Below are 26,415 nucleotides of genomic sequence, written 5' to 3'. Positions count from 1 at the left end.
AAAGTTGAGTAAAATTATTTTTAATGAGATTCAAATGAAGTTACTTGAACAGAACCCTAATGTACAACACGTATCTGAGCGTTCGATATCCTATAAACCAGAGTTTAAGGTTGAAGCAATTAAGGAAAATTCAAATGGTAAAGGTCCTGCCCAAATTTTTATTGAACACGGATTTGACTTAGAGGTAATTGGGACCGATAAACCAGGACAATGTTTGAAACGCTGGAGGAAAACATATGAGGAGTTTGGAGAGGATGGCTTCTTCACAGAACGACGTGGAAAAGGAGCTACAGGTAGACCTTCTTCAAAGCCTCTTTCGGCGGAGGACAACCTTAAGAAAGCTGAAGCGCGTATTAAATATTTAGAAGCTGAACTTGAATTCTTAAAAAAGTTAGACGAACTCGAAAGGCAGGCGAAGAAGAAGAAAAAGTAACAATTTCAGAGAAGTATGCGCTTATTGAAAATACAATTCGAAAGTTTAATCTTAAACATATGGTGAAATTCCTATGTGAAAAGGCTGAGGTTAGTCGAAGTGGATATTATGCTTGGCTAAAGGCTGAGAACAAGCGTAATGAACGAGAAGAGAACGATTGGAAAGATTATGTGTTAATCAAGGAAATATTCGATAAGAAAAAGGGATACGCAGGTGCCTTAACAATTAAAATGATTTTAGATAATGATTATTTTGTGGAGATGAATCATAAAAAGATTCGTCGCATTATGAGAAAGTATAATTTAGTAGCGAAAGTCCGCCAGATAAATCCTTATAAGCAAATGGCCAAAGCAACACAAGAACATAAGACCCTCCCTAACCTATTAAATAGGGAATTTAACCAAGAAGAACCTGGGAAAGTATTATTAACAGATATTACTTATGTGTATTTCGGTTCTTCGCAACCTGCCTATTTATCATGTGTAAAAGATGCTTCTACAAGGGAAATTATGGCTTACCATTTGTCCAAAACTTTAAAAATGGATCTGGTGTATTCTACATTGGACAAGCTCTCTGATGCACTGGGTGGAATCATTCATCCAGAAGCTATGATTCACTCGGACCAAGGGTTCCATTATACCCATCCAGAATTTCAAAAAAGAGTTAAAAAGATGGAACTCACTCAGTCGATGTCCCGTAAGGGGAATTGTTGGGATAATGCCCCAATGGAATCATTCTTTGGGCATTTAAAGGATGAAGTTGACTATTCTTCATGCCAAACCTTTGAAGAATTACAAGAATTGATAGGAAACTATATGGAGGAATACAACAATAGCCGTTATCAGTGGAGTCTAAATAAAATGACTCCGGCACAATACCGGAGTCACTTATTAGCAGCGTAAATATTCTGGTCTTTTTTTAGACTGTCCATTTTATGGGTCACAGTTCAAAAGTTCAGCCTGGTTTTCTTTTATTATCATAATGCTTCAAGCGGACTTAGATAAGTTGAATATTGGAATAGTAATAAAACATAGCATTCGTTTTGTATTTTCTATTCATATCGAAGTGCTTGAATGGGATCAAGCTTAGATGCCTTATTCGCTGGAAATACACCAAATAAAACCCCAATTAATAAAGAGAAAACAAATGATAACAGCACGACAGGTACAGAATAGGCAATTGTCGTACCTGTTGTTAAAGTAAATATTTGGGCACTTACTATCCCAATTCCAACTCCTATTATCCCTCCTAATGAACTTAATACCATCGATTCAATGAGGAATTGCAGAAGAATATTTCTACGTTTTGCTCCAATCGCTTTTCTAATACCAATTTCCTTGGTACGTTCTGAAACTGAAACGAGCATAATGTTCATAATACCAATACCACCAACGATAAGAGAAATAGCAGCACTTCCACCAAGCATTAATGTCATTGTTTCATTGACAGATGTTGCTGTTTCCATTAAATCTTCCTGACTGGATACACTATAACTATCAGCATCACCAACAATTGTATACATGGTTTGTTCGATACGACGTGATGTAAAATTAATCATATTTTCATTTTCTACCTTAACGTACACTGACCCAATTTCAGTAGTAGAGGCTAAGCGTTGTCCTGTGCTTAGAGGTACAATAATTGTACTGTCTCCGCTTGTTCCTAATGAACTTCCGACAGATTCAAGAACCCCAACAACTTTATATGACGTTCCATTCACCTTTACAGATTCTCCCACCGGATCACCGAACCCAAATAATGTTTGTGCTGTGTCTGAACCAAGCACCGCTATTTTTGAATGGTTATCATTATCCAAGTCTGAAATGAAACGCCCTAATTGCAACTGTAAATCACGAACATCTAAATAGGAAGAAGTTGTTCCTATCATTGACACTTGTGCGTTCGTTTGTCCATTTTTCACCGTTACTCTTCCAGAAATAGTCGGAGCAATGGCTTCCACACCACTGACATCCTGAATTTGACTAGCATCATCTTCTTTAAATGTAACATCTGAACCAGTAACACTTACAGTTAATACATTTGTGCCCAGGCTGCCAATTTGATCTTGCACTTCTTTTGTTGACCCTTGTCCTATCGCAACCATGACAATAACAGAGGATACACCGATAATAATACCGAGCATTGTCAGGAATGCTCTTACTTTATTTCCTTTAATGCTTTTCAGTGCCATTCTGATTGTCTGCAAACCATTCACCCCCATTCTCAAATAATTGACCGTCGTGTATACGAACGACACGATTTGCTCGTTTTGCTACTTCTAAGTCATGTGTAATGAGAATAATGGTATGCCCCTGCTTATTTAACAAACTCATAGTCTCCAATATTTCCTTACTGGTTTTACTATCTAGTGCACCAGTAGGTTCATCTGCAAGTAAAATAGGGGGATGTCCCGCCAGCGCGCGCGCAATAGCGACACGTTGCTGCTGGCCCCCTGATAATTGAGTAGGTAAATGATTCGCTCTATCCAACAATCCTACTTTTTTTAACGCCTCTAAAGCAATTTCTCTTCGTTCTGTCGCTTTCATTCCTCGATAAATGAGCGGAAGCTCTACATTTTCAACTGCTGTCAGCTTTGGTATAAGGTTGAAGTTTTGAAAAATAAACCCTATTTTTTCATTTCGAATGGTCGCAAGTTGGGAGCTCTTCATTTTCCCTACTTCTTCACGATCTAACATGTATTCACCTGAATCTGGTCGATCTAAGCATCCAATCATGTTCATAAATGTTGATTTTCCGGAACCGGATGGACCTATGATTGAGATAAAATCACCTTTTTGAATATCAAGGGATATATCTTGAAGAGCCATTACCGTTTCGCCGCCAAGTTCATACATTTTCTTCATGTTTTTAATTTGAATAATCGGCTCAGTCATAGTCATCATTAGTTCCCTCCTTGTCCGCCGCCTGATGGAGCTTGGCCACCTGTTGGAGCTCCAACTCCACTTCTTCCTCCTGAGTTTTCACCACGAAAGTTGCCACCTGGGAAGTCGCCACCTGGCATCATCATTCCACCTTGAGAAGAATTACCACTAGATTGTACTCTCGGTATTTGAACAGAATCTCCTTCTGCTAACCCACTTGTAATTTCTACAAACGTATCATTTGAAATACCCGTTTCAACGGTTACCTTTTTTGTTGATTGTGTTGAATCATCTGATGACGCAGGTACTTGTACATATTTTTCGGCTCCACTTGTATACACCGCTTCTACTGGAACGTATATCGCATCCTCTTTACTCTCTATTGAAATACTTGCCTCTGTTGACATACCAATTTTTAAGTTCTTTGGATCTGTGATTTGTACGGTTACGTCAAATGTAGAAACTCCATTTGTTGATGTTCCGACCGTTGCTACTTTCGTTACGCTCCCTTCGAAGGTTTCATCTTCAAAGGCACTTGCTGTTATTTTTACCGCCTGTCCTACTGCTACTTTTGTAACATCTAATTCATCAACACTAATCGTTGTTTGCAATGTGCTGTAATTTGTTATGTGCGCAACTGTCGCTGAACTTTGCACAGTATCTCCGCTTGCAACAGAAAGACTTGTGATTGTCCCTGCAACCGGGGACTGTAAGATACTTCCATCTGTAAACGTTACAAGTGTTGCACCTACTTCAATAACATCTCCTTCTTTCACACTAACAGTATCGGCTGTTAAGCTGCTTCCACCAGTACTTCCGCCGCTCGAGCTATCTGTACTTACACTACTCTCACCTCTTGTTACAGGTGCTACGACTTCATCTTCATCTTGCATACGAAGAAGGATTGTTCCTCGTGAAGCTCCGCTGCCACTACTTACACTAACGGATGTAATTTCTCCATCATTTGGAGCTGTAACAACATCACCATTATTAAACGTTACCAGTGTGTCACCTTTTTCTACGGTATCTCCAGCTGCTACATTAACGCTATCAACAACAAGAATTGTATTTGCTGCCGTTATATCTTGATCTGTTATGGCTGTGACTGACCCCGAACCACTAACGGCTACCTCTAATTTTCCTTTTTGTGCTGTTGTTGTTTGTGCTGCTGCCTCAACACTTCGAGTTTGATCCGTATTACCTAAAAAAAACCATGCACTCGCTCCACCTATTACAACAATAATGACCGAAATAATAATCCACTTTTTCAAATTTCTCTTCCTCTCTATTATTGAGTTTGATCCGATTGATCTTGACCCGGCTGGAATTGATAACTACCCGGTGCCATCTGACCGCCACCTCTTGGGTTCATTTCTGAAAAATCAGGGCTTGTACTTTGGTTATAAGCTAAATACCCCACTCCAATAGCTGCGCACGTACTTATTGCCAAATTTAAAATGAGTAAAATTTTTATTAGACTTGGTTTGGTTTTCTCCATACTTTATTCCTCCTTGTTTCATGTTGATAGGCTTATTATGGATTCGGTTCCTTAAACTTTCCTTAAAAAAAGTCATATTCTCTAGCAAGTCTGGAAGTATTTTACCTTTGCAATACGCAAGATGAAACTCTTTAATTAGTTCCCAACGTTTTATTCCTGCGATTCTTGAATGGTATATTCCTCCTTCCTGCTTTAATATCAAGCCCTTAAAAACTTTGTCTAGGTGTATAAATTGTCCATTCCACATCGCCTATCATAGGTCTACAATATGTCAGGAATATGTCAGTCTCATTTTTTTAACAACTGACTTCTTAGGTTAATAGAATGTTCCAATTCCTTTCATAATTTGTTCATATTTATCCCGTACCCTTGATTTAGAATAGTGCCTCTGCTTACTTTTAAAAGAAATTTAGGAGGTATGTTGATGATAAAAATAGTAAACCTTAGCTTAGTTGGGGTTATTGTAATAATAGGATTTGCCTATTTTTTTAATAGTGGGGAAACAATCTCTTCTGAAGTAGAGGTAACAGGTGTGGTAGAAGAAAAGATTCTATCAGAACAAACCAATGTTTCAGAGGATCATAAAATCGCAGAGGAAATGCAGCTTGACGTACCCTTGCTTAATCAAATGGATTCACCACGGCTTTATAATGGTTGTGAAGTGACCAGTCTAGCGATGATTCTCAATTATAAAGGGATTTCTGTTACGAAAAATCAACTAGCTCAGGAGATTACTAGAGTTCCATTGCAATATAGTAATGGTGAAAATGGGAATCCAAACACGGGATTTGTGGGGAATATGGAGGATGGACCAGGTTTAGGCGTTTACCATGAACCTATTTTTGAATTAGCGCAAAACTATCTGAATGCAGCCGACTTAACCAATACGTCATTTGACCAATTAATAGAAGAAGTTGCAAACGGAAATCCCGTTTGGGTGATTACAACTTCCACCTTTGCACCTGTTTCTGCATTTGAAACATGGCAGACACCAGAAGGAACCGTAGACATTACCTATAACATGCACAGCGTCGTAATCACCGGTTATGATTCTACGAATATTTACATTAACAATCCTTATGGCACGAAAAATCAAAAAGTAGACCGTGAAAGCTTTATCCAGGCGTGGGAACAAATGGGGAAACAAGCAGTTGTTCTTTATTAAAAAAGGGGTGTCTTTCAAGACACCCCTTTTATAGTTCACGATTATAAAATTGTAAGTAGCCTAGTTTCCAAGAGATAAAGGCGCTGAGTATGACGGCGCTAATCATCAGAATGAAAAACAGCCAGTCGATACGAGATACAGTAATTTCGCGGTAAAATATCCGATTTCTTTCGCCGGTAAAGCCTTTTGATTCCATTGCCAGTGCAGTTCTCTCTGCTTTGCGAATCGCTCCGGAAAGAAGCGGAATGACATATCGTTTCAGCTGTTGCACTTTCTCCGGTATGGTTCGGGCCCGTGCTACACCTCGTACTCGATGCGCGTTTTGCAATGTTTGAAACTCCTCCTTGATTAACGGCAGAAAGCGGTATCCGGCCATAATTCCATATGCGAGCTTTGGCGGCAGCTTACACTGCTGCATTAAACTTAGAAGGAAATCAGTTGGCTTTGTCGTTAACGTAAACATAATCGATAACGTGGCAAAGCTTAATACTCGGAGTCCAAGTGACACTCCTCTTTGAAAGCCTTCAGCTGTCAGCATCAAAAATCCCCATTGCCATAGAACGGTATCCCCTTCTTGCAGCCGTGGAAACAACATGGTAGTCCAAACATAAATCAAAGCGATAAATAAAAATGGTGCGAATAACAAAAGCCATTTCTTAAAAGAAACCCGCCCGAATAGAAAAGTCAACGTCAAGGACCAGAGAATTGTCACTAGCGGTGTAATGGGATCGAAAAATATTGATAAGATCAGGATAGAAATGACGATAGCAAATGCTTTTATACTTGGATTCACCTCATGTAGCGACATGAATCTCTCTCCTTACGATTTCATTTTGCAGCTGTTTTCTAAAAGGCAGCTTTAACCTTGCCAGATCTACCACTTCATGGTTTTCCCACAAGCTCTCTGGCGTCCCTGAGAAAATCAGCTCGCCTTTATCTAACACATGAACAGTATCAGCGTATTGGTCAACAAGTTCCATATCATGGGTAATCATAAAAACTGCGCCAATTTTTTCATCAAGGACTCTCATAATTTCATAGGCTGTGTTCGCATCCTGGCCAAATGTCGGTTCATCAAGGATAAGCAGGTCCTGTTCATGAACCAGCATGGTTGCTACACTCAACCGCCGCTTCTGCCCTTGACTTAGTGTAAAAGGATGGGCACCTGTGTGTTTTTCAAGGCCCATTTTTTCAAGAATTGCTGTAACTTTCGATTTTTCTTCCATGCCAAAGGTAATCTCCTCATAAACACTATCCGCAATAAATTGATGTTCAGGATTTTGAAAAACGTAGCCCAAAGCCTGAAATAAATCTTTCTCTTTCCACTTAGAAAGTGGAACGCTGAGAAACTGAATCTCACCATGGGTAAGAGGAATTAATCCAGCTAAACATTTTGATAAAGTTGTCTTCCCGGAACCATTTGCGCCAACCAGCGCTGTCCGTTCTCCTTGAAGAATACGTAGATTTATATTTTTCAAGTGACCACGAGCAGAAAGGCTTTTTACTTCTAGAATGGGTTCCTTTTTGGTTATAATCTTGACTTCTTTTTTAAAAAAAGCAGCTGTATTCTCCAGCCCTGTAAGGAGTTCATCATTACACAGCGGAAGTCTCTCCCCTTTAAAGAGGCCAGCACTCTTCGCCGTCATTCCTGCTTCCACTACCTTTGGCAGCCAAATGCCTTCCTTTTGTAAGTACGGAGCAAATTCTCCAAAACATTGTTCAGGACTGCCATCGAAAAGAATTCCGCCGCTAGAATCCAGGACTAAACAACGATCAATCAACTCGATCCAATCATCAAGCTTATGTTCAATGACGATCAGCGTAAACGGGTACTCTTTTTTTAAACATACAATCGCCTCCACCAGCTCTTTGCTAGACAGCGGATCAAGATTTGCGGTTGGCTCATCGAGGATAATCACTTCTGGCTGTAGAGCCAAGACACAAGCAAGCGCCAGCTTCTGCTTTTGCCCTCCAGATAGAGTATGGATGATGGTCTTTTTTTCAGCCAGCAAGCCAACCATTTCTAGTGCAGTATCAATCTTCGCTTCCATTTCAGCCCGTGGTACATGGATATTCTCCAGACCAAACGCAACCTCTTCCTCAACCGTCAGCATGCAGAATTGACTTTCGGGATCTTGAAAAACGATCCCGATTTTTTGGTTGAGCTCACCGGGTTTAAAATCATCCAGATTTTGACCCTCAAAAGTAAGGCTCCCTTTCAGTTCACCATCAACCGCTTCTGGATATAACTTGTTGAGGCAGTAGGCAAGCGTGCTTTTTCCAGAACCGCTCGGGCCTAATAATAAGACAGATTGATTTTTTTCAATTGAAAAGGTTAGGCCGGTAAATATATTGCTATCTTCATAGCTGAATCCCAGTCCGTTTGCCTTAATCTGAGGTTCAAACGGTGACATTTCGCTTATGTTCCTTTCCTAATGGAAAACTGTTTAAGGCTCCTGTTTTTGCAAGACCTTCACTCAAATATTTGCCAAGTAACCCTGCCAATAATGCTCCGCTTAGTACCCGAACAAAGAACATCGCTGTTACATAACCCGGAGAAAGGGCAGCAAACCCAGAAACATAAAAGCCCCAAGCAAAGCTAAAAACGGACGACCCCATCCCCGCAGCGATTAGAACCCAGGTGGAATAATTCTTCCACTTTGTGGCAGCAAAGACCACTTCTGCTCCTAAACCTTGAATCATTCCAGAGATAATTAATTGTGGTCCAACGGCATTACCTAACATAACCTCAACGGCAGCAGCGACTGTTTCTGAGAGAAAGGCCGCTCCTGGCTTGCGGATAATATAAGCGGCAATAATCGAGACAATAAACCAAATTCCAAAAATAATATCATAGCCAATCAAGCCGAACAGGCCGAAAAGGACATTACCGAACTGAAGAAACAATAGATAGACTACTGCAAAAACCACGGCAAGTACCGATAAAACAATGATTTCTCGGAGCTTCCATTTTGCGAGCATTTATTTGTCCCCCTTTTTAGAAGGGCTGTTGGCAGACATCGCAACAGTCATGACAATATGAGTTGAGTCGCTATCGTGGGCACCTTGGAAGGCATCCTCCAGCGTTTTGAACACTTTGTTTGCATCGCCGTCTAGTCTTGAAGCATAGTGAACACCTTTTGTAAAAGTTCCCTGATCTTGGGCAAGTTTACACTGGTCCATGATCACGTTCATATATGTAGGAATTCCCATTGGGTAAAGGGCAAATTGGACTGCTACATCCTGTTTGATTTGCAGTGAATTTTCCTCATTTAGTCGATCAGAGTTTTCTGACAGGTAGACATCACCAGCTGAATCTCCCGGACAGCCGTTTGAAAACGTAGCCTGCAGGACAACATGATCACCATTTTTGGACGACTCTAGAAAAATAGCTTTCACGACATCGAATACATGTTCAGAACGGCCTCTAACACATGTACTGACATCATCGGTTTCCATCCATACCTTTGAAGTATTCACTTTCTCTAAAGCTGATAGAATAATATCTACAAACCTATCAGACATCGGATAAATCGAAAAACGCGCCCCTGTAATTTCACTTGTACCGCAAAAATTAGTCATCGTACATTCCCCCATTTTTGATTTTTGGCAACAAAAAAACTGCATCCCATGGGGGAATGCAGTCGAATCCTATCAACGTTGACTTCACGATAATCTTCTCCTGCACTTCCCCACGCTAGTATTATCTAGATCGGGTCATAAGGGTCGGACAACGTCCTCTCAGCCAAAAAGCTCCCCTAGTGCAAAAACCATATGCAATTTTCATTGTTGCCTTAATAGTAAGATAAATTTTCCAGCTTGTAAAGAGAGTTGTTTAATTGGTGCCTAATTGGTGCCTGTCACCGCTCGTGGACACTGTCCATCTCAGGCGGACATTCTTGTACTTTTTTGAATAATATGGGTAGTAAGTACCTTATGTAGATTGGGGGTAGATAGATGGGTTTCTGGGATTTTTTTGTGCGTAAGTGCGCATTTTGTCAGCGGAATGTTAGATCTTTACGAAGTTATTTCGATGATCAAGGGAAGGTGAATAAGGTTTGCTCGCATTGTTCTGAGTAAGCTGAGCGCAGGGCATATAGGAAAAAAACTTGATTTTATTTTGTCATAAAAAAGTGGAAAGAGTATCGATACTCTTTCCACTTCAGATTGTAGACAAAAGGCACCCGAATAAGCTCATTCGGGTGCCTTTACGTTGGAAATTTGCTCGTAAGAGCAATATTTAGACCTATCCTATGCCTATTATTACGCCATTTCTGGACCTTTCCAGGTCCAGTTGGCCATCTTTTTCAAGTTCATGGCAGCAAAAGTAAGCATCGCCTGCATGGACAATTTTTTTAAACCTCTTAAGGTTGTCCAACGCATACCATGCTTTTCCTTAGCATCCGCAAAGACACGTTCAATCGTTTCTTTACGACGTGCATAAATGGTTTTATTCTCTTGAGTATGACGAAGGTGATCCGCTTCCTCCAAATAGTGTTCCCACACATGACGCTCAATGAGTTTTTTATGTTCTTTACTCTGAGTGCATTGGGAAAGCAATGGACAATTTTGACATTCAATCGGATTAGAGAAATACTGGCGCTTTCCATCCTTCGTCGTCGTTGAATATTTCAATACTTGTCCTTGCGGACAGATATAACAATCGTAGTACTCATCGTAAACATACTCTTGTTTTTTAAGATAACCTTCTTTTGTACGAGGGCGAGTATATGGTAGAACTGGTGTCATATCGTGTTCAAATACATATTGGGCAATTGGAGATGTTTTATAACCAGCGTCAGCCGCAACAGCTTCAGGTTTTCCATGTTTCTCTATTATCTTCTCGAGTAGTGGCTCGAAAACAACGCTATCATGAATATTCCCCGGCGTTACAATTGCCCCCAAAACAAAACCATTTCGATCCGCAGCTGCATGAAATGAATATGCGAACTGTTTCGTTCGTTCGTCCTTTACGTAATAACCACTCTCTGGGTCAGTCGTGCTTTCTTTAATTTCTTTTAATTCTTCTTTATCAAACTTATCTGGAGGAAATGGCTTTTTTCCGTGATCTTCTCGGTCTTTATTGATCTCTTCTTGTAGACGTGCCTCATATGCTTTCGATTCTTTTCTAACTACTTTCTTCTCAAATTTCTTCTTGTTTGCGCTAGCCTTTACATGAGTAGAATCAATAAATACGTGCTCACTACTAATCAATTTCTTCTCTGAGGCTTCCTTCAAAATTCGATAGAAAATCTGCTCAAATAAATCGGTATCCTTAAAGCGTCGCTCGTAGTTTTTACCAAAAGTTGAAAAGTGAGGTACCTTATCATAAAAACCAAAGCCTAAAAACCATCGATATGCCGTATTGGTTTCGATTTCTTCAATAGTTTTACGCATGGAGCGAATACCGAAGGTATATTGGATGAAAGCCATCTTAATCAATACTACAGGGTCAATACTCGGACGTCCCCGTTCAGAAGAATACATGTCTTGAACGAGTGAATAGATAAATGAAAAATCAATAGCCGCTTCGATTTTGCGGACCAAATGGTTTACAGGTACTAGTTGTTCTAAAGCAATCATTTCTATTTGGTCACGATTTGTCTGTGTATTTTTAGTAAGCATTTCATCCACCCCATTAAAATCTTTGTACCTTAATTATACAAAAAAACTGCCGGCAAACCCGTATTTTTTCGGATTTGTCGACAGTCTGAAGTGGAAAGAGTATCGATACTCTTTCCACTTTTTAAACATAATAATTATTTTCCCTTACTTGGATTGACGGTAAAGGTTAATTTTGTTTCAGCCTCATGGTAGCTTGATAAGAAACCATTATTGTATTTATCTTTAGCTAAAACAATGATTGTATAGGTTCCAGGCAATTTTGGCGTCCATGAAACTGTGCTGTTTACTCCATAATCCTGTAAAAGGGTAATATTTCCCTTTTCATCTTGGAGTAAAAAGCGATATACAGCATATCTGCTTCCTTCTGACACAGCAGTGAACTGGTGTAGGTTCTTAAATGCATGGTTCCCCGTCACATTAGAGGTAACACTGACTTTCGTCACTACTTCATCTGTAACGGTTACTTGAGCATCTGTACTTTCATTTTTGGAAGCATCTGCAGCAGTCACATGAATCACTGCACCTGCTACTTGTTTTGCAATGTTAATCGTGAAATTGCCCTCTGCATCCGCTGTAGCTGTACCAATTTCTTTACCATTAACCTTTGCTGTTACAATTGCACCTGGTTCTGCTTTTCCACTAATAGATAGGTCATTATCATTAACTCCATTTACAACTGGTGCTCCTGGAGCCGTAACGTCAAGAACGGTAACCTCTGCCTCTTCACTAACATTGCCAGAAGCGTCAGTTGCAGTCACAAGTAACTTCGTACCTGCATTTTGCACAGCAATAGCGATTGTGAATTTGCCCTCGGTATCAGCGGTTGCCTTACCGATTTCTACTCCATCCACTTTTGCTGTTACTACAGAATTTACTTCTGCTGTTCCGCTAATTGTTGTGTCTTGATCTGTTACACCATTTATAAACGGCACTTCTGGTATACTAGTATCAGTACCAACCAATTCTTTCGTATCTCTCACACGGATACGTGTACCGTCTGCAAAAGTACCAGATAGACCTACTGCTTCAAGGGTATCGCCCACTTTAAGCACAGGGACTGGACCGCTTTGGTTCACAATGTAACCATCTGTGAAGACTAAAACGTCGCCTGACCCATCATTGATCACATAAGAATTATCGTCAAAAATGGATACTACCTTACCTTTTACCTTAACAAGCAGACCTTGGTTTGCATCGGAGGTTGCTTCACCTGTAGCTACTTCTTTAGGCTGTAAAGGTTCACCTGAACCAATTTTTATTACATCCTGATTAAAGCTAGTAAACTCAATTTCTTTGTTTCCATCAAACTCAATAATATGTCCGTAGATACGAACCTTATCACCTGGTTTAATGCTATCTGCTGGAACTTCTTGGAATGCCATGATTCCGCCAGTTTCATCTTGTACATAGAATGCATCGAAGAATACTCCTGCACCTGTTGTTACAGTTCCTTCAATAACAGTTTGAGAATCATCTGCTAACTTACGTGCATCGCCAATTTTTGTTACTTTTGTTCCGCGTCCTGCCAGCCAGTTAATGGCATTGAGAGAGAACTCGTCATTTCCTTTTGGCTCGTATGATTCATCAATTTGCTTATCATTGAAAATGTTCATACCAGAAACGATAATACGTCCATTTTCTCCGATTTCTTCTGATGCAATTAATGGAATTGCTGAACCGCCAACAGCATCTGATACTGCGTCGTACGTGTAGCCGCCCTTAATATTACCTTGATAAGTGGTTTCATTTCCTTTTGCTAAAATTGTAACCTTGCCGCCATCCGTTAATGGTTGGTTATTAGCTGCGGATAAACTAGTTCCACTATAGTAATCTAAGAATGATACGCGGTCCGTAATATAATTAGAAACTAAGCTTGGGAATACGCGGACTGCAAATGGGCTTACCTTTGGATCGCTCCAGAAGTTACCTTCTTTACTATCATCAAATACTCCATCATTACCCATTCGAATCGTTGAACCAATTTCCCCTAATAAAGAGTTGTTGATTGTAGGATCCGTGCTGTTATTGCTTTTACTTGCAAACAAGACGGAGCCGCCATTTTTTACAAATTTGGCAATCGCTGCACTTTCATCTGCTGTAAACGCATTTCGATTGTGTGTAATGACTAAAACTTTTACAGTGCTCAATACTGCATCCGTAATGGTTTCTTTGTTTTCAACAACTGTATAACCTTCTTTTTGTAAAAGAACGGTAAAGGCTTTAAGGTTGTCTTTGTATGTTCCACCGTCTGAACTTGTGTTTTCATTGTTGTGTTTCGCATCGATCATTACTTTTAATCCTAGTGGCTCTTTTACACTAACATCTAGGGTAAATTGGTGCGTCCCATAATCAGACGAAGCCACAGCGATTAATTTGTGATCGCCTTTTATTGTGTTGTTCCACGTAAAGCTTGCAGTTCCAACACCCTTTGATACGATGGAAGAAAGGGTTTGTGTCCCAATAAGGTTCGCTTCTTTTACCTCATCGTAGTAAAGATTTACATTTACATTTTGTACACTTTGTGTTCCGTTATTGCTTACACTTGCCTTTAAAGTAGCTGGATTGCCTTCAAAAATCACTTCGCCTTCAACGTCGATTCCGTTCACACGAACGTCAACTGCTTCTTCTTTTGACCAGATTGGAGCAGAGTACATTCTTTCACCATCTGCTTGTGTTACTCGAACAACAAACCATTGTTGTCCGCCAGCCACATTGTAAGATGGTTCCCATGTGAAATCTTTTGTCATTGGCGAATAGGAATCAACAACCACGCCGCCATTTGTGACTAATTCTACTTTTTCAACTCTATCATCAGATTTATAATCAGCTGCTAAGTAGTTATACTCACTCATAGAGCGATCTTCAGCAACTAAGTCACTTCCTGAAATTTTGAACTTCAAATCCTTGCTATCTACAGTTGAACCCATGTAATAGCCGTTTGCTAACACATCTAGTGTAAAGTTTGGATCTTCTACCATGTATACACGCATATTACGCATAGAGTGTAATAGAGACGCTTGTGTAAGATCGTCAGCTACGATTACTGTACGTGCCATTGTTTGTCCCCATGTACCTTCATGGTTATCTTCACCATAAGTTGGAGCAACCTGCCAGCCTAAATCTAGTACAGAAAAGAACTTCTTCTCAGCGTTCGCATATGCATAGTGTCCTGAACCATTACCAACTTCTAACATAGTGAACAGTTGGTCCACTTCTTTGTTATAAGGTTTGAAGTTGTTGAATGCATTGTTTGACATGTCCGGGTGGTTAAACTGACCAACGATATCATCGTATGTCATTACCCATGCATAATATTGGTTTAAATCTTGGTATTGCTTGCCGTTAATATTACGGTCAATGAAGTTCTCTGATCCAAAGATATTGGAATGTCCCCATGTTGTAGAAGTCATTTCAAATGCTGGGAAAACGACATATTCACCATTTTTCGTGTTTTGATCAGCTAAATCCTTTGTTAACTGCCAGTCTGAACCACCTTTACGTTCTTGCATACCATCACGAACAACCGTGTCCTGACCAAGTAAGGTTGGATCGATATCGTGTGAGTGGTCAGAGAAAGCAAACCAGTCATATCCGTATTTTTTACCAGCAGCAACCGCTGCTTCTGGACTGCCTGCACCATCATGTGAAATATTGGTATGATTGTGAGTTGTTCCACGGAAATGCTGACCGCCAGTGAAACGAGGAACAGATTCAAATGTCCATTCTTTCGTACCTTTATTACCTTTAGAGTCAGTTGCTTCAACCTTAACGGTATGAACACCGATATTAAGATCCTGTTCAGGTGTGAATTTCACCTGTTTTTTACCGATTGTTGCGTTTGTTACCTGAGTTCCATCAAACCAAACCTTAACAGTTGTTGTGTCTACTTCACTTGGGTCTTCCATCACAACTGAAATTTCCGGTCTTGGACTTTCAACTCTTGTACCATTAGCAGGAGTTTCGCTTAAAAATTCTGGAGCAAAGGTGTCTGCAATCAAGGTTACTTGAAGAGGTGTATCACTTTTGCCAGATGTCTGCGTCTTTTCTCCATTTTTTGCTTCAATATAATATTCGAAACCATTTGCAGGTACGCTTCCTGCAGTAAGAGTAGCCGTATAACGACCCTCAGTTGTTGAAGTCATCGGAAGTGCTGTATACTCGTTTGCACCTTTCGCACGGTAGTAAACTGTAACAGACTCTGCTCCGCTTGCAATCGCAACAAATTCGATATTTGTATCTTTAAATACTTCTGTTAACGGAGTGTGACTAAGGTTTAACATTGCCGTGATATCTTTTACATCACGCGGGAATACTTGATATCCATTAACATGTGTTGCATTTGTTGTATATTGTCCAACAATACCAGTAATGGCATAGCTGTTGCCAACCACAAGATCTGTATCAGGTTTAATACCTGTAGTACCCATAACCCTGATTGTAGTTGATTTATTATTTTCATCTACCAATGTAACATTGTAATTAGCGCCTGTAGCTGCCAAAGCAGATACTTTACCACTTACTTTTATAAGGCTTCCTTCAAGAGGCTCAGCCACTGTAAATGTATTTAAATCAAGAATAGTAATATCCTTCACAGCTGGAATTGGATTTCCTTCGCTGACTTTAACAATTGCGGTTGGTTCAAACTCGGTTAAACCGTTATAAACAATGACTTTACCCGTTACTTTTAGTTTGTCACCGCGTTGAATAGTAAGTCCTGAATCAAAGCTTCCAAATACGTTGATACCGCCAGTTGCATCTTGGATATAATAGTTATTTTTCTGCGTTCCAAGGACACCATTTTGAACGGTTACTACTCCTTCAACAGTAAAGAAACTGTTTAGGCTCTTTAAGATTCCTTTGTCATCTGTTTCTTTTACAACGTTAATGGACGTAACATTATCTAATACAGCTTTTTCAATGGCAACTGGAGCACTTTCAAGCATGATCCCTTTGCTGCTGCTAGTAATTTGTGTTACATAAACCGTTGTTGGAGCAGCTTCAAAAGCTAGGTTGAATTCCCCTTTAGTACCTGCCTCTTTTGTTGCCAGGCTTTGTGTCTTGTTAGCATCGGAATAAACATTGATAACCGAATTAGCAACTGCTGTTCCTGCATTACCAATTAAAGTCCCTTTACCACTGCCGTCTACCATGTAACTTAATTGTTCAACAGCAATGTCTTTGCTTGCGGTTGCAACTTTAATTTCTATACCAGCACTTTCGTCCATGCTACCCTGAATGGACGACACATAGACAAATGGCAAAGCTGTTTCTGAATTAAAGTTAATTGTAAAAGAGCCGTCTTCTGCTGCCACAGCTGTTCCGAGAGCATTACCCTTGGATGCGCTTGCATAAACATTAACAGTTGACTGAGCAACAGCCGCACCGGCAGTACCTGTTACTGTATAAGATGTGCCATTTTGTTTTAATTGAATATTTAATCCAATTGGATCCAAACTAACTTCTGGAACCATTGGAGCTTCTGTTGGACTAGCAGTATTTCTAGGTGCTGTTACCGGACCCACAAAGAAATCAAGAGAGTTATCGTCAGAATCCCATGCATTTCCTTTACCAGGAGCCGGGTCTACTTTTGAATAGGGTCTACGCTGAGCACTAGTTGAATTTGATAGAGTATTTGTACCTTTAGTACCCTCAAATTCATTTGCACTACCAAAGCCAACTAAATCTACTACATTTTTATCTGCATCAACAATACGTACTTTTCCATTTGTACCAGACATATTAATTCCTGCCGTCATATCTGCTAATGCAGTAATGTCAGTAACGGCTCCTGCACCTGCGCTAAGAACAATCAGCAAGTAGCCATGAGCTGGAATCGTTTTATTGATTGCCGCTGCATTTGAGGTACTTGAAAATGTTCCAGTACTCGATGTGTATTGGATTTGCCAATTTACCATTTCAATTGGCTGATCAGTCGGGTTATACAATTCGACGAAGTCCTGTTTATATGGAGCCCCGCTGTTACCTCCCCCGCCAAATACTTGGCTAATCACAACGTGTTCTGCCATTTTGGCATTGGCTTTCCCCATTAAGCCGCTCGGCAAAAAGGTGCTAACTAATAAGAGAAACACAATGAATGTGCTTGTCCAGCGTTTAAATTCTTTCCCTTTGCTAAAATTCATCCCTGTACCACCCTTTTGTTTATTTAGCTATCTTTTTCTATTACTACTTTCAGAAAAGAAGTCCCCTCTCTCTCAATTAATCTTTTGCTATATTATTCTACAAAATTTTCACCAATATAGGAATAACCGAAATCATGGAATTATACTGATAATTATAATTTATGTATACAAAATCAGCAGGAATGTGATTATATATATGAGGAATTCTTTATTTATAAAAAAATTATTTTATAAAAATAGTACTCAGGAGGCTGTATAGTGATCTCGTGTTTCGACAAAAAAAGACAAGTTTTGAAATTTCATTTTAAACCAAATAGATTACTTAATTATCTTGCTATTTTAACTATGATATTGATGTTATTCCCCTCATCCGCACATGCGCATGCATATAGCGCAAGTTATACAACTATAAAGATGGATCAGGATAAAACAGAATTTATTTTTTCTATTGATTCCTTGTCAATTATTGAATTAATAGAGGGGATTGATAAAAATAAAAACAATGAACTCGAAAAGTCGGAAGTAAAAGAGGGAAATCATGAATTAGAGGAACTTGTTCATCACCATTTAACACTAGACCTAAACAATCGTCAGCAAGAACCTGCATTGGAAAAAATGGTCCTGGAGAAAAAGGAAGATAAGAATTTTTTAAGCTATCATCTAACTTTTCCAGCTTTTTCGGCGGGAGACACCCTGAGCCTTAATGATGGTCTATATGTAAATGATCCAGATACCAATTACGTTAACTTAATTTCCTTTGAGTTTGCTGGTACGACTGGTCAGGCGATTTTGCAAGGAAAAGAGCGAACTTGGACAATTCTTTTGGCTGAAGCACAGGAGGAGCAGCTAGAAGATGGACAAACGGCTCAACCTGAAGAGAATCAACCACAACAGGAGCAATCAGAAGCAACTCCTCAAGTAGAGACTTCTAATTCCTCATCCTGGTTTTCCTTTTTCAAGCTTGGAATGCTCCATATCTTAACGGGCTATGATCATCTATTATTTCTATTAGCCTTACTTTTGAGAAAACAAACGTTCAAACAATACGCAGCAATCATTACGTCGTTTACAATTGCACATAGTATTACCATAAGTCTTGCTGTTTTAGGTATTATCACATTGCCTTCTCGATTTGTTGAATCTATCATTGCATTTAGTATTGTGTACGTGGCACTCGAAAACATTTTTAGAAAAGAAATCCGGCACCGCTGGGGCCTTACCTTCTTATTCGGATTAATTCACGGACTTGGATTCGCAAATATCTTAAGGGAAATGAATATCCCAAAGAGTGATTTAGCGGTTGCACTCGTGAATTTCAACATCGGTATCGAAGTCGTTCAGTTAGCGCTAGTACTATTAGTTCTTCCACTTCTAACCTACATGTTCAAGCTCAAATCATCTAAAATAATTATTAAAATCGGATCCACTATAGTAGCTGCATTAGGGGCATTTTGGCTCATAGAAAGACTATTCTCATAAGCAATATTCAATAAAGGCCTACTGTTATTTCCTCTGAGTAAAGAGAATATCAGTAAGCCTTTATTTTTTTATGCACTTGCTCCATCTTTAAAGCTGTCATATCATGAAAAAGATTATACAATGATGTATAAATGGTGACAGGCACCGAGAAAGGAGGTCAACCCTACAATGGAACTTAATGGCGTTTTTAGATCTGTTTGCCCGCTCGATTGTCCGGATCAGTGTGGTTTGCTGCTGCATAAAGAGGATGGAAGGATTGTTAAGGTTGAGGGTGATCCGGAGCATCCTGTGACGAAGGGGAATATTTGTAATAAGGTTCGGAATATGGCGGCAAGGATTTATGATGAAAACCGTCTGAAATATCCTATGAGGAGAATTGGAGCTAAAGGTGAGGGTAAGTTTGAACGGATCAGCTGGGATGAAGCCATAGCTACAATAACTTCCAAGTGGAAAACACTTATCGAATCAGACGGTCCAGAAAGTATCCTCCCTTATAGTTTTTATGGAAACATGGGACTGCTGAATGCGGAGGGGATGGACCGCCGATTCTTTCACCGTATGGGCGCATCACAATTGGACCGGAGTATCTGCTCTTCTGCTGGCTCTGTTGGATACAGATACACGATGGGTGGCAGCTACGGAATTGATCCAGAAGATACGATTCATTCCAAGTTGATAATCTTTTGGGGGATTAACGCGGCTAGTACCAATATGCACCAAGTGGCACTCGCTCAGAAAGCCCGCAAAAACAACGGCGCTCAAATTGTGGTTATTGATGTGCATAAAAACCAAACTGGAAGATTAGCAGATTGGTTTATTCCAATTTTACCAGGGACTGATAGTGCTCTCGCTTTGGGAATCATGCATATTTTATTTGCTGAAAACATGGTGGACTCTTCCTTTTTACACCAATATACAGTTGGATATGAGGAACTTCGCGAGCATGTTATTCAATATGATCCTAGTACAGTATCAGAAATTACAGGTGTTCCTGTTGATGATATTTATAAGCTTGCTAGAATGTATGGGACTATCTCGCCTTCTTTTATTCGGATTGGCAACGGTCCGCAGCACCATGACAATGGCGGTATGTTTGTCCGAACGGTTTCATGTCTTCCGGCATTGACAGGTCAATGGCTCATCAAAGGCGGCGGTGCCATAAAAGGAAATTCAGGGTTTCTAACGACCAACACTACAAAACTGCAGCTTCCAAGATTACTGAAAAATAAACAGACGCGGGTAATTAATATGAACTTGCTTGGAGAAGCTTTGTTAACAGTGGACCCGCCTGTAAAATCACTGTACGTATACAGTTGTAACCCTGCGGTAGTTGCTCCTGAAGGGAATAAAGTCAGAAAGGGGCTTGAGCGTGACGATTTATTTGTCGTGGTTCACGATTTATTTTTAACCGAGACCGCCAAATACGCTGATATACTCCTTCCTGCAACATCGTCTTTTGAGAATACAGATGTTTACACGTCGTACTGGCACCATTACATTCAGATTCAGCAGCCAGTCATAGAAGTCTATGGAGAGTCAAAATCCAATGTAGACGTTTTCCGTCTTTTGGCCAAAGGAATGGGCTTTGAAGAATCTGCATTTGAGGATACAGAAGCAGAAATGATTGCACAAGCACTTAATCAACCAGCCAACCCGTATTTGCAAGGAATGGACTTTGAAACTTTAGTAGAGAAGCAGTTTATGAAAGCGTGGGTAAAGCCACTGTTTCCAGGAAAGTTGCGAACACCTAGCAGGAAAATTGAATTGTACTCAAAGCGGATGAAAGCAAATGGATATCCTCCACTGCCAACTTATATACCCTTAACTAATGACGGAGAGCATCCTTATCAATTTATCCCTGCACCCAATCATAATTTCTTAAACTCTACCTTTTCAAATAATCAAAAGCACATCAGCCTTGAAAAGGCACCACGATTATATATGAATAGCAAGGACGCTAAGGCTTCTGGTATTGAAGATGGTGAACAGGTCCGGATCTGGAACCAGCGCGGTGAATGTCTGTTAAAAGTGAGTGTAGGCGAAAACGTCCTTCCAGGAGTAGTTGTCACCCAAGGACTCTGGGCGGATTTAGAAGGTACAAAACAGCTCGTAAACACCCTAACTCCTGACCGTATCGCCGACATGGGCGGAGGCGCAACCTTCTTTTCGGGAAGAGTAAGTGTAGAAAAAATGAAGTAATAAAATAGAAAAAGGTGAAGGACTGGAATCCTTCACCTTTTTCTACAACTTTGGTTATTCAGGGAGCGATTTATTAAGGAGCAAGTTTATCTAGTCTTACCAACTTTTTCCGTTATCTTCGCAGCCTTTGGTAAAAATCAAAAACGAATCTCACCCCTGAGAAATCATGTATCTAAAAACGTCTTACCTTTTAATTGATCTAACGTTACCACAAAATCGTGCAGTAGTTTATAGCTGTTTTCCATGTCATCCAAATCAACAACCTCAATTGGCGTATGTGTATACCGTGATGGTATTGAAATGACACCGGTTGTTACGCCCTTATTTGTCATATGGATCGCTCCTGCATCTGTTCCGATGCCCATGAAGACTTCCATTTGATATGGGATGTTACCCTCTATGGCAACTTTTTCCAAATGTCCAGTTACAAGCGGATGAGCAATAAGTGATTTATCAACTATCTTAATGCAAGGTCCGTTTCCAAGAACTCTTGTCCCTGTCATTAGAACATCTGGTGTGTCACTTGTTGGTGTTGTATCAAGAGCTAAGGCAAATTCCGGCTGCACGGCATTGGATACAACCGATGCTCCGCGTAAACCAACCTCCTCTTGGACCGTAAAAGCGCCATAAATATCGCCATGCTTAGCCCCTGTATCATTTAAGCCCTGTAGCAGACGGATTAACAAGGCACAGCCAGCACGGTCATCTAACGCTTTCCCGACAGCCCGATTGTTTCCGATCCGTTTAAACTCTGTCCCGTATGAAATCGGCTGGCCGACCTTAATACCCATCTCTTTTGCATCCTCAGCAGAACGAGCACCGATATCAATATATAGCTCACGATGCGAGGAAACTCGTTTCGGATCATCCCATTTAACATAGTGCATGGCAATTGTTCCAATAACACCATCCACTATCCCCCTATCTGAGCGGATTTTCACTGGCAGGGAATTCAAGAATCGGTCATCATGTCCGCCTAGTTTTTCAAAGCGCAGCAGGCCGTTATCTTCAATTTTTTTAACAATGAAGCCGACTTCATCCGTATGGGCAGCAATCACTAAAGATGGATAACTTGGATCATTTCCCTTCTTTTTCACAATCAAATTACCGACTGCATCGACATGATATTCATCTACATAGTCTTTGATTTCGTTTAAAATAAACCGCTGTACATCCTGTTCGAAGCCGCTGGGACCAACGATATCACATAAGTTCTTCAATAGTTCGTACATCATCATTTCACTCCTAAAAAGAACCCCCCACCTAAGTGAGGGATTTAAATTTTTTACCTTTGGGAATATCCCCGCAAAATTACTTATTCAAGTAAACTTCAGTAAAGTCTTCTTTTTCCATTGGGTGCGGCTTGAAGCCCTCAACGTAACCAGCTAGACCTAATGGAGGAGTTGTATGTGCAAGTGTTACCCAAGGCGCATCCGCATGGAAAATCTCTTGTGCCTGCTGGTACAACTTCGCACGCTCCTCTTGATCAAATGTCACACGTGCTTGATCTAGTAAGCTTGTAAACTCTTCATTTACATAGAAGGAACGGTTACTTGCTGGTTTTTGTGTATTTGTGCTGCTAAGGTTTGGATATAGGAAGTTGTCCGGGTCAGCCATTACGCCTGTCCAGCCGTATAATCCCATTGTATGCTCACCATTACCTGATTTTTGAAGATAAGTAGCCCACTCATATGTCTTGATTTCAGCCTCAATTCCAATCTCTTTTAAATCAGCCTGTATCGCTTCGGCAACCTTTAATGGCTGCGGCATATATGGTCTTGGGTTGCTCATCGCCCATAATTCAGTTTTAAAGCCATCTGGATAACCTGCTTCTGCAAGTAATTTCTTCGCTGCTTTTACATCATACTTATAATCTTCGATGTCATTGTTATAACCCCATAGTCCAGGTGGGAATGGGTTTTTTGCTACTTCTGCATAGCCATTGTAGAATGCGTCTACAATCTCTTGCTTGTCAATTGCCATATTAATTGCTTGACGTACTTTTACATTATCAAATGGCGCCAGTTGTGTATTGAATACCATATAACCAATGTTAAAGCTTGGGCGCTCTACTAAACTTAATTGTGAGTTAGCCTTAATTGTATCAGCATCATCTGGATTTAAGCCGTCAATGATATCTACTTCACCGCTTTGAAGAGCTGTTAAACGAGAAGAGTTATCAGGAATAACTCGGAAGATTACTTCATCTAGGTATGGTTTACCTTCTTCGGAATAATTTTCATTTGCTTTTAAGACAATTTTGTCATTACGGTTCCAGCTGTCAAACTTGAATGGACCCGTACCAACTGGGTTCTCGCCAAACTTTTCACCGTATTTTTTAATCGCTTCAGGACTTGCGATACCAAACATCTGAATCGCTAAGTAGCTGATAAATGGAGCGGTTGGCTCAGTAAGTTTGAATTCAACTGTTGATTCGTCAAGTGCTTTTACGTGTTCAACCTTATGTTTTGGATCACCCTTAAATCCGCCGTAAAGGAATGGGTAGTAAGGGAAATCTCCTTGGTGATATGGGTTTGCCGGATCCATCCAGCGTTCCCAGTTAAACACTACTGCATCGGCATTGAAATCAGTGCCATCTTGGAATTTAATTCCCTTTTTCAGCTTAATTGTCCATGTCAACCCATCTTCAGACGTTTCATATGACTCTGCCAATTTTGGTTGTAATTCCAGCTTGTCATCATAAACAAACAATGTTTCAAAAATATGCGTGGTTACACGAGTAGACTCACCGTCTGTTACATTAATCGGATCTAAGGAAATGGAGTCTGCTCCACGTGCATAGATGAGTGTACCGCCTTCTTTTGGCCCGCTATTTTCGCTATTCCCGCCGGCGGCTTCATTATTCCCGCCTCCGCCGCAAGCAGAAAGGATCAAGGAAAGCACTAACAAAATACTTACGATAAATGAAGATTTGCGTTTCATAATTTGTTCCCCCTGTTGTTTTTTTATATAAAAGCTAGGCAGTGTTCTGCCTGCATTTTACCGAATTTCTTATATTAATACCCGGCTAATCATTCTAGGCAATAGAACGTTCATCCGTACCTTACTAGCTTTTCATTCTTGGGTCCAAGGCATCTCTCAGCCCATCGCCCATTAAGTTGAAACCGAGTACCGTCAGCATAATTGCAACCCCTGGAAAAAGAACAGTCCATGGCGCTTGTATGATATACTGTCTTGAATCGGCAAGCATTTTACCCCACTCAGGCTCTGGCGGCTGTGCCCCCATTCCAAGGAATCCAAGGGCTGCCGCTTCGATGATGGCCGTTGCAATCGCCAGAGTACCTTGGACGATGATTGGAGCTAAACTATTTGGTAATACATGATGAAATAAAATGCGTGCATCACTCATCCCAATGGCTTTAGCCGCCATAATATATTCCTCTTGTTTTACACTCAGTACCTTCGAGCGAATCAGTCTTCCGAAGTTCGGTACATTTATTAACGCTATTGCTATTAATGCATTTTGCAGGGAAGGACCTAACACAGCAACAACAGCAATCGCTAATAGAATACTAGGGAACGCAAGCATAATATCAAAAATTCTAGAGATCAGCGTATCAATCCAACGGCCATAATACCCGGCAATGATACCGAGAAAACAGCCGATGACAATCGAGCCCATTACGGCGACAAATCCTACCCATAATGATATTCGTGATCCAAACATTACACGCGATAAGATATCCCTTCCGAAGTCATCGGTCCCAAACCAATGGTCGGCAGAAGGAGGCGCATTTCGATTGGAAAGCACTTGTTCATTTACTCCATAAGGGGCAATCACAGGTGCCAATATTGCAATAATGATAAAAAATACAACAATCCCTGCACCAACAAGGGCAAATTTATTTTTCTTAAAGCTTTTCCAAGCCTCCCTGCCTGGGGAAACTACTTCCTCTTGGTTGCTAAGAACAATATCATTTTTACTTTTTGCTAAAACAGCCATGGCCGGCCACCTCCCCTTAGTTGTATTTAATTCGTGGATCAATAGCAACGTACAGAAGGTCCACTACTAGGTTGATTAGAATGAAGATTGCAGCAATAATAAGAATGCCGGATTGGATGACAGGATAATCACGATATCCAATGGCTTCATATATATATCGTCCGATTCCAGGCCAGCCAAATATCGTTTCAGTTAAAATCGCTCCACCCAATAGCAGGCCGATTTGAAGACCAATTACAGTTAATACAGGAATAACAGCATTTTTTAAGGAGTGTTTGTACACAACCCAAAACATTCTCATTCCTTTTGCACGGGCTGTTCGGATATAGTCAGAACGCATAACTTCTAACATACTTGAACGTGTGATTCTTGCAATAATCGCCATTGGAATCGTCGCTAACGTAACACTTGGCAAGATTAAATGTCTTACAACCTCTCCAAACTGATCCCATCTTCCGTTAAGTAGAGTATCAATTAGATATAAGTTGGTAATGGCTTCAACAGGATCACGGACATTTTCTCTGCCCGTTGACGGCAGCCATCCTAATTCTAGAGAGAATAACCATTGTTCCATCAGACCAAGCCAGAAAACGGGAATTGAAATACCAATAAGTGCTACTACCATGGCGATATAGTCAAACCATGAATTTTGGAACCAAGCACTGATAATGCCAGCATTTACCCCGATTACAATAGCGATAATCATAGCTGCTAACGATAACTCTAACGTCGCAGCAAGGTATGGCCAGATTTCTTCACTGATTGGAGTTGAACTTCTTAACGACTCACCCAAATCTCCCGTCAATAATCCCTTTACATATTCAACAAATTGTATATACCATGGATCGTTTAGTCCTAATTTCTCCGTTAACGCTGCAATGGCTTCCTTCGTTGCCTGCTGCCCTAAAATTACCTGAGCTGGGTCCCCAGGAATTGCCCTTATGATAAAGAACACCACTAATGTCATACCAAACAGGACAGGAATCAGCATTAGCAGGCGGCGAATTGTGTATGTAAGCATTGTTTCCCT

18 protein-coding genes and 1 riboswitch are annotated in these 26,415 nt (G+C 40.4%); of the genes, 4 read left to right on the top strand and 14 right to left on the bottom strand.

Annotated elements, in window-relative coordinates; translation table 11 throughout:
* Positions 1–4: 4 nt before the first annotated feature.
* A protein-coding gene (locus tag QFZ31_RS24900) for an IS3 family transposase (RefSeq protein WP_307305585.1) occupies positions 5–1,335 on the top strand; the annotation gives its coding sequence in 2 pieces (ribosomal slippage) (positions 5–377 and positions 377–1,335; 1,332 coding nt in all).
* Positions 1,336–1,484: 149 nt separating this feature from the next.
* Here QFZ31_RS24900 and QFZ31_RS24895 read toward each other — a convergent pair.
* Genes QFZ31_RS24895 through QFZ31_RS24880 form a run of 4 tightly spaced genes read right to left on the bottom strand, consistent with a single transcriptional unit; the run spans position 1,485 to position 4,813 of the window.
* The gene (locus tag QFZ31_RS24895) at positions 1,485–2,639 is read right to left on the bottom strand and encodes an ABC transporter permease (protein WP_373459881.1); all 1,155 of its coding nucleotides are present in this window, start codon (positions 2,637–2,639) and stop codon (positions 1,485–1,487) included.
* Complete coding sequence (locus QFZ31_RS24890) at positions 2,605–3,327, bottom strand: ABC transporter ATP-binding protein (protein WP_307311786.1); 723 nt, start codon at positions 3,325–3,327, stop codon at positions 2,605–2,607. The genes QFZ31_RS24895 and QFZ31_RS24890 overlap by 35 nt, the downstream gene beginning before the upstream one ends.
* A gap of 8 nt (positions 3,328–3,335) precedes the next feature.
* Positions 3,336–4,586 carry an efflux RND transporter periplasmic adaptor subunit gene (locus QFZ31_RS24885; protein WP_307308164.1) on the bottom strand — a complete coding sequence of 417 codons (1,251 nt, stop codon included), beginning with the start codon at positions 4,584–4,586 and terminating at the stop codon, positions 3,336–3,338.
* Positions 4,587–4,603: 17 nt separating this feature from the next.
* The gene (locus QFZ31_RS24880) at positions 4,604–4,813 is read right to left on the bottom strand and encodes a hypothetical protein (protein WP_307308161.1); all 210 of its coding nucleotides are present in this window, start codon (positions 4,811–4,813) and stop codon (positions 4,604–4,606) included.
* Positions 4,814–5,231: 418 nt separating this feature from the next.
* Between QFZ31_RS24880 and QFZ31_RS24875 the strand changes: the two genes are divergently transcribed.
* Positions 5,232–5,978, top strand: coding sequence for a C39 family peptidase (locus QFZ31_RS24875; protein WP_307308159.1), 747 nt, complete (start codon positions 5,232–5,234; stop codon positions 5,976–5,978).
* 28 nt (positions 5,979–6,006) lie between these two features.
* Here QFZ31_RS24875 and QFZ31_RS24870 read toward each other — a convergent pair whose 3' ends face one another.
* The 6 genes from QFZ31_RS24870 to QFZ31_RS24845 all read right to left on the bottom strand — a co-directional run bounded on the left by QFZ31_RS24870 (position 6,007) and on the right by QFZ31_RS24845 (position 17,743).
* A complete protein-coding gene (locus QFZ31_RS24870; protein WP_307308158.1) occupies positions 6,007–6,786 on the bottom strand; it encodes an energy-coupling factor transporter transmembrane component T family protein in 780 nt (259 codons plus the stop codon).
* Positions 6,773–8,392, bottom strand: coding sequence for an ABC transporter ATP-binding protein (locus tag QFZ31_RS24865; protein ID WP_307308156.1), 1,620 nt, complete (start codon positions 8,390–8,392; stop codon positions 6,773–6,775). The genes QFZ31_RS24870 and QFZ31_RS24865 overlap by 14 nt, the downstream gene beginning before the upstream one ends.
* The gene (locus QFZ31_RS24860; protein ID WP_307308154.1) at positions 8,379–8,960 is read right to left on the bottom strand and encodes an ECF transporter S component; all 582 of its coding nucleotides are present in this window, start codon (positions 8,958–8,960) and stop codon (positions 8,379–8,381) included. The genes QFZ31_RS24865 and QFZ31_RS24860 overlap by 14 nt, the downstream gene beginning before the upstream one ends.
* Positions 8,961–9,560 (bottom strand): YkoF family thiamine/hydroxymethylpyrimidine-binding protein, encoded by a 600-nt coding sequence (locus QFZ31_RS24855; RefSeq protein ID WP_307308151.1) that lies wholly within the window; start codon positions 9,558–9,560, stop codon positions 8,961–8,963. It abuts the gene before it with no gap.
* A 90-nt stretch (positions 9,561–9,650) separates the two neighbouring features.
* A riboswitch (TPP riboswitch) is annotated at positions 9,651–9,748 on the bottom strand.
* 493 nt (positions 9,749–10,241) lie between these two features.
* Positions 10,242–11,603: an IS1182 family transposase gene (locus QFZ31_RS24850; protein WP_307302353.1), complete on the bottom strand. Its 1,362-nt coding sequence runs from the start codon at positions 11,601–11,603 to the stop codon at positions 10,242–10,244.
* Between the two features lie 134 nt (positions 11,604–11,737).
* A complete protein-coding gene (locus QFZ31_RS24845) occupies positions 11,738–17,743 on the bottom strand; it encodes a DUF4350 domain-containing protein (RefSeq protein WP_307308150.1) in 6,006 nt (2,001 codons plus the stop codon).
* Between the two features lie 258 nt (positions 17,744–18,001).
* On the opposite strand from QFZ31_RS24845, the gene QFZ31_RS24840 reads away from it, so the two are divergent.
* The gene (locus QFZ31_RS24840; RefSeq protein ID WP_307308147.1) at positions 18,002–19,222 is read left to right on the top strand and encodes a HupE/UreJ family protein; all 1,221 of its coding nucleotides are present in this window, start codon (positions 18,002–18,004) and stop codon (positions 19,220–19,222) included.
* Positions 19,223–19,390: 168 nt separating this feature from the next.
* The gene (locus QFZ31_RS24835; RefSeq protein ID WP_307308144.1) at positions 19,391–21,421 is read left to right on the top strand and encodes a molybdopterin oxidoreductase family protein; all 2,031 of its coding nucleotides are present in this window, start codon (positions 19,391–19,393) and stop codon (positions 21,419–21,421) included.
* 164 nt (positions 21,422–21,585) lie between these two features.
* Here QFZ31_RS24835 and QFZ31_RS24830 read toward each other — a convergent pair whose 3' ends face one another.
* The 4 genes from QFZ31_RS24830 to QFZ31_RS24815 form a co-directional block, all read right to left on the bottom strand.
* Entirely contained in the window at positions 21,586–22,653 is a 1,068-nt protein-coding gene (locus QFZ31_RS24830; RefSeq protein WP_307311783.1) for a M42 family metallopeptidase, read from the bottom strand.
* Between the two features lie 79 nt (positions 22,654–22,732).
* The gene (locus QFZ31_RS24825) at positions 22,733–24,364 is read right to left on the bottom strand and encodes an ABC transporter substrate-binding protein (RefSeq protein ID WP_307308141.1); all 1,632 of its coding nucleotides are present in this window, start codon (positions 24,362–24,364) and stop codon (positions 22,733–22,735) included.
* A 124-nt stretch (positions 24,365–24,488) separates the two neighbouring features.
* Entirely contained in the window at positions 24,489–25,385 is an 897-nt protein-coding gene (locus QFZ31_RS24820; RefSeq protein ID WP_307308138.1) for an ABC transporter permease, read from the bottom strand.
* A 16-nt stretch (positions 25,386–25,401) separates the two neighbouring features.
* A complete protein-coding gene (locus QFZ31_RS24815; RefSeq protein WP_306076555.1) occupies positions 25,402–26,406 on the bottom strand; it encodes an ABC transporter permease in 1,005 nt (334 codons plus the stop codon).
* Between the last annotated feature and the right edge of the window lie 9 nt (positions 26,407–26,415).

Origin of the sequence: Neobacillus niacini (assembly GCF_030817595.1) — a bacterium.
Taxonomy (GTDB): Bacteria; Bacillota; Bacilli; order Bacillales; family Cytobacillaceae; genus Neobacillus; species Neobacillus niacini_G.
The sequence above is the reverse complement of the archived record's forward strand: the minus strand, read 5'-3'. Positions and strand labels throughout refer to the sequence as shown.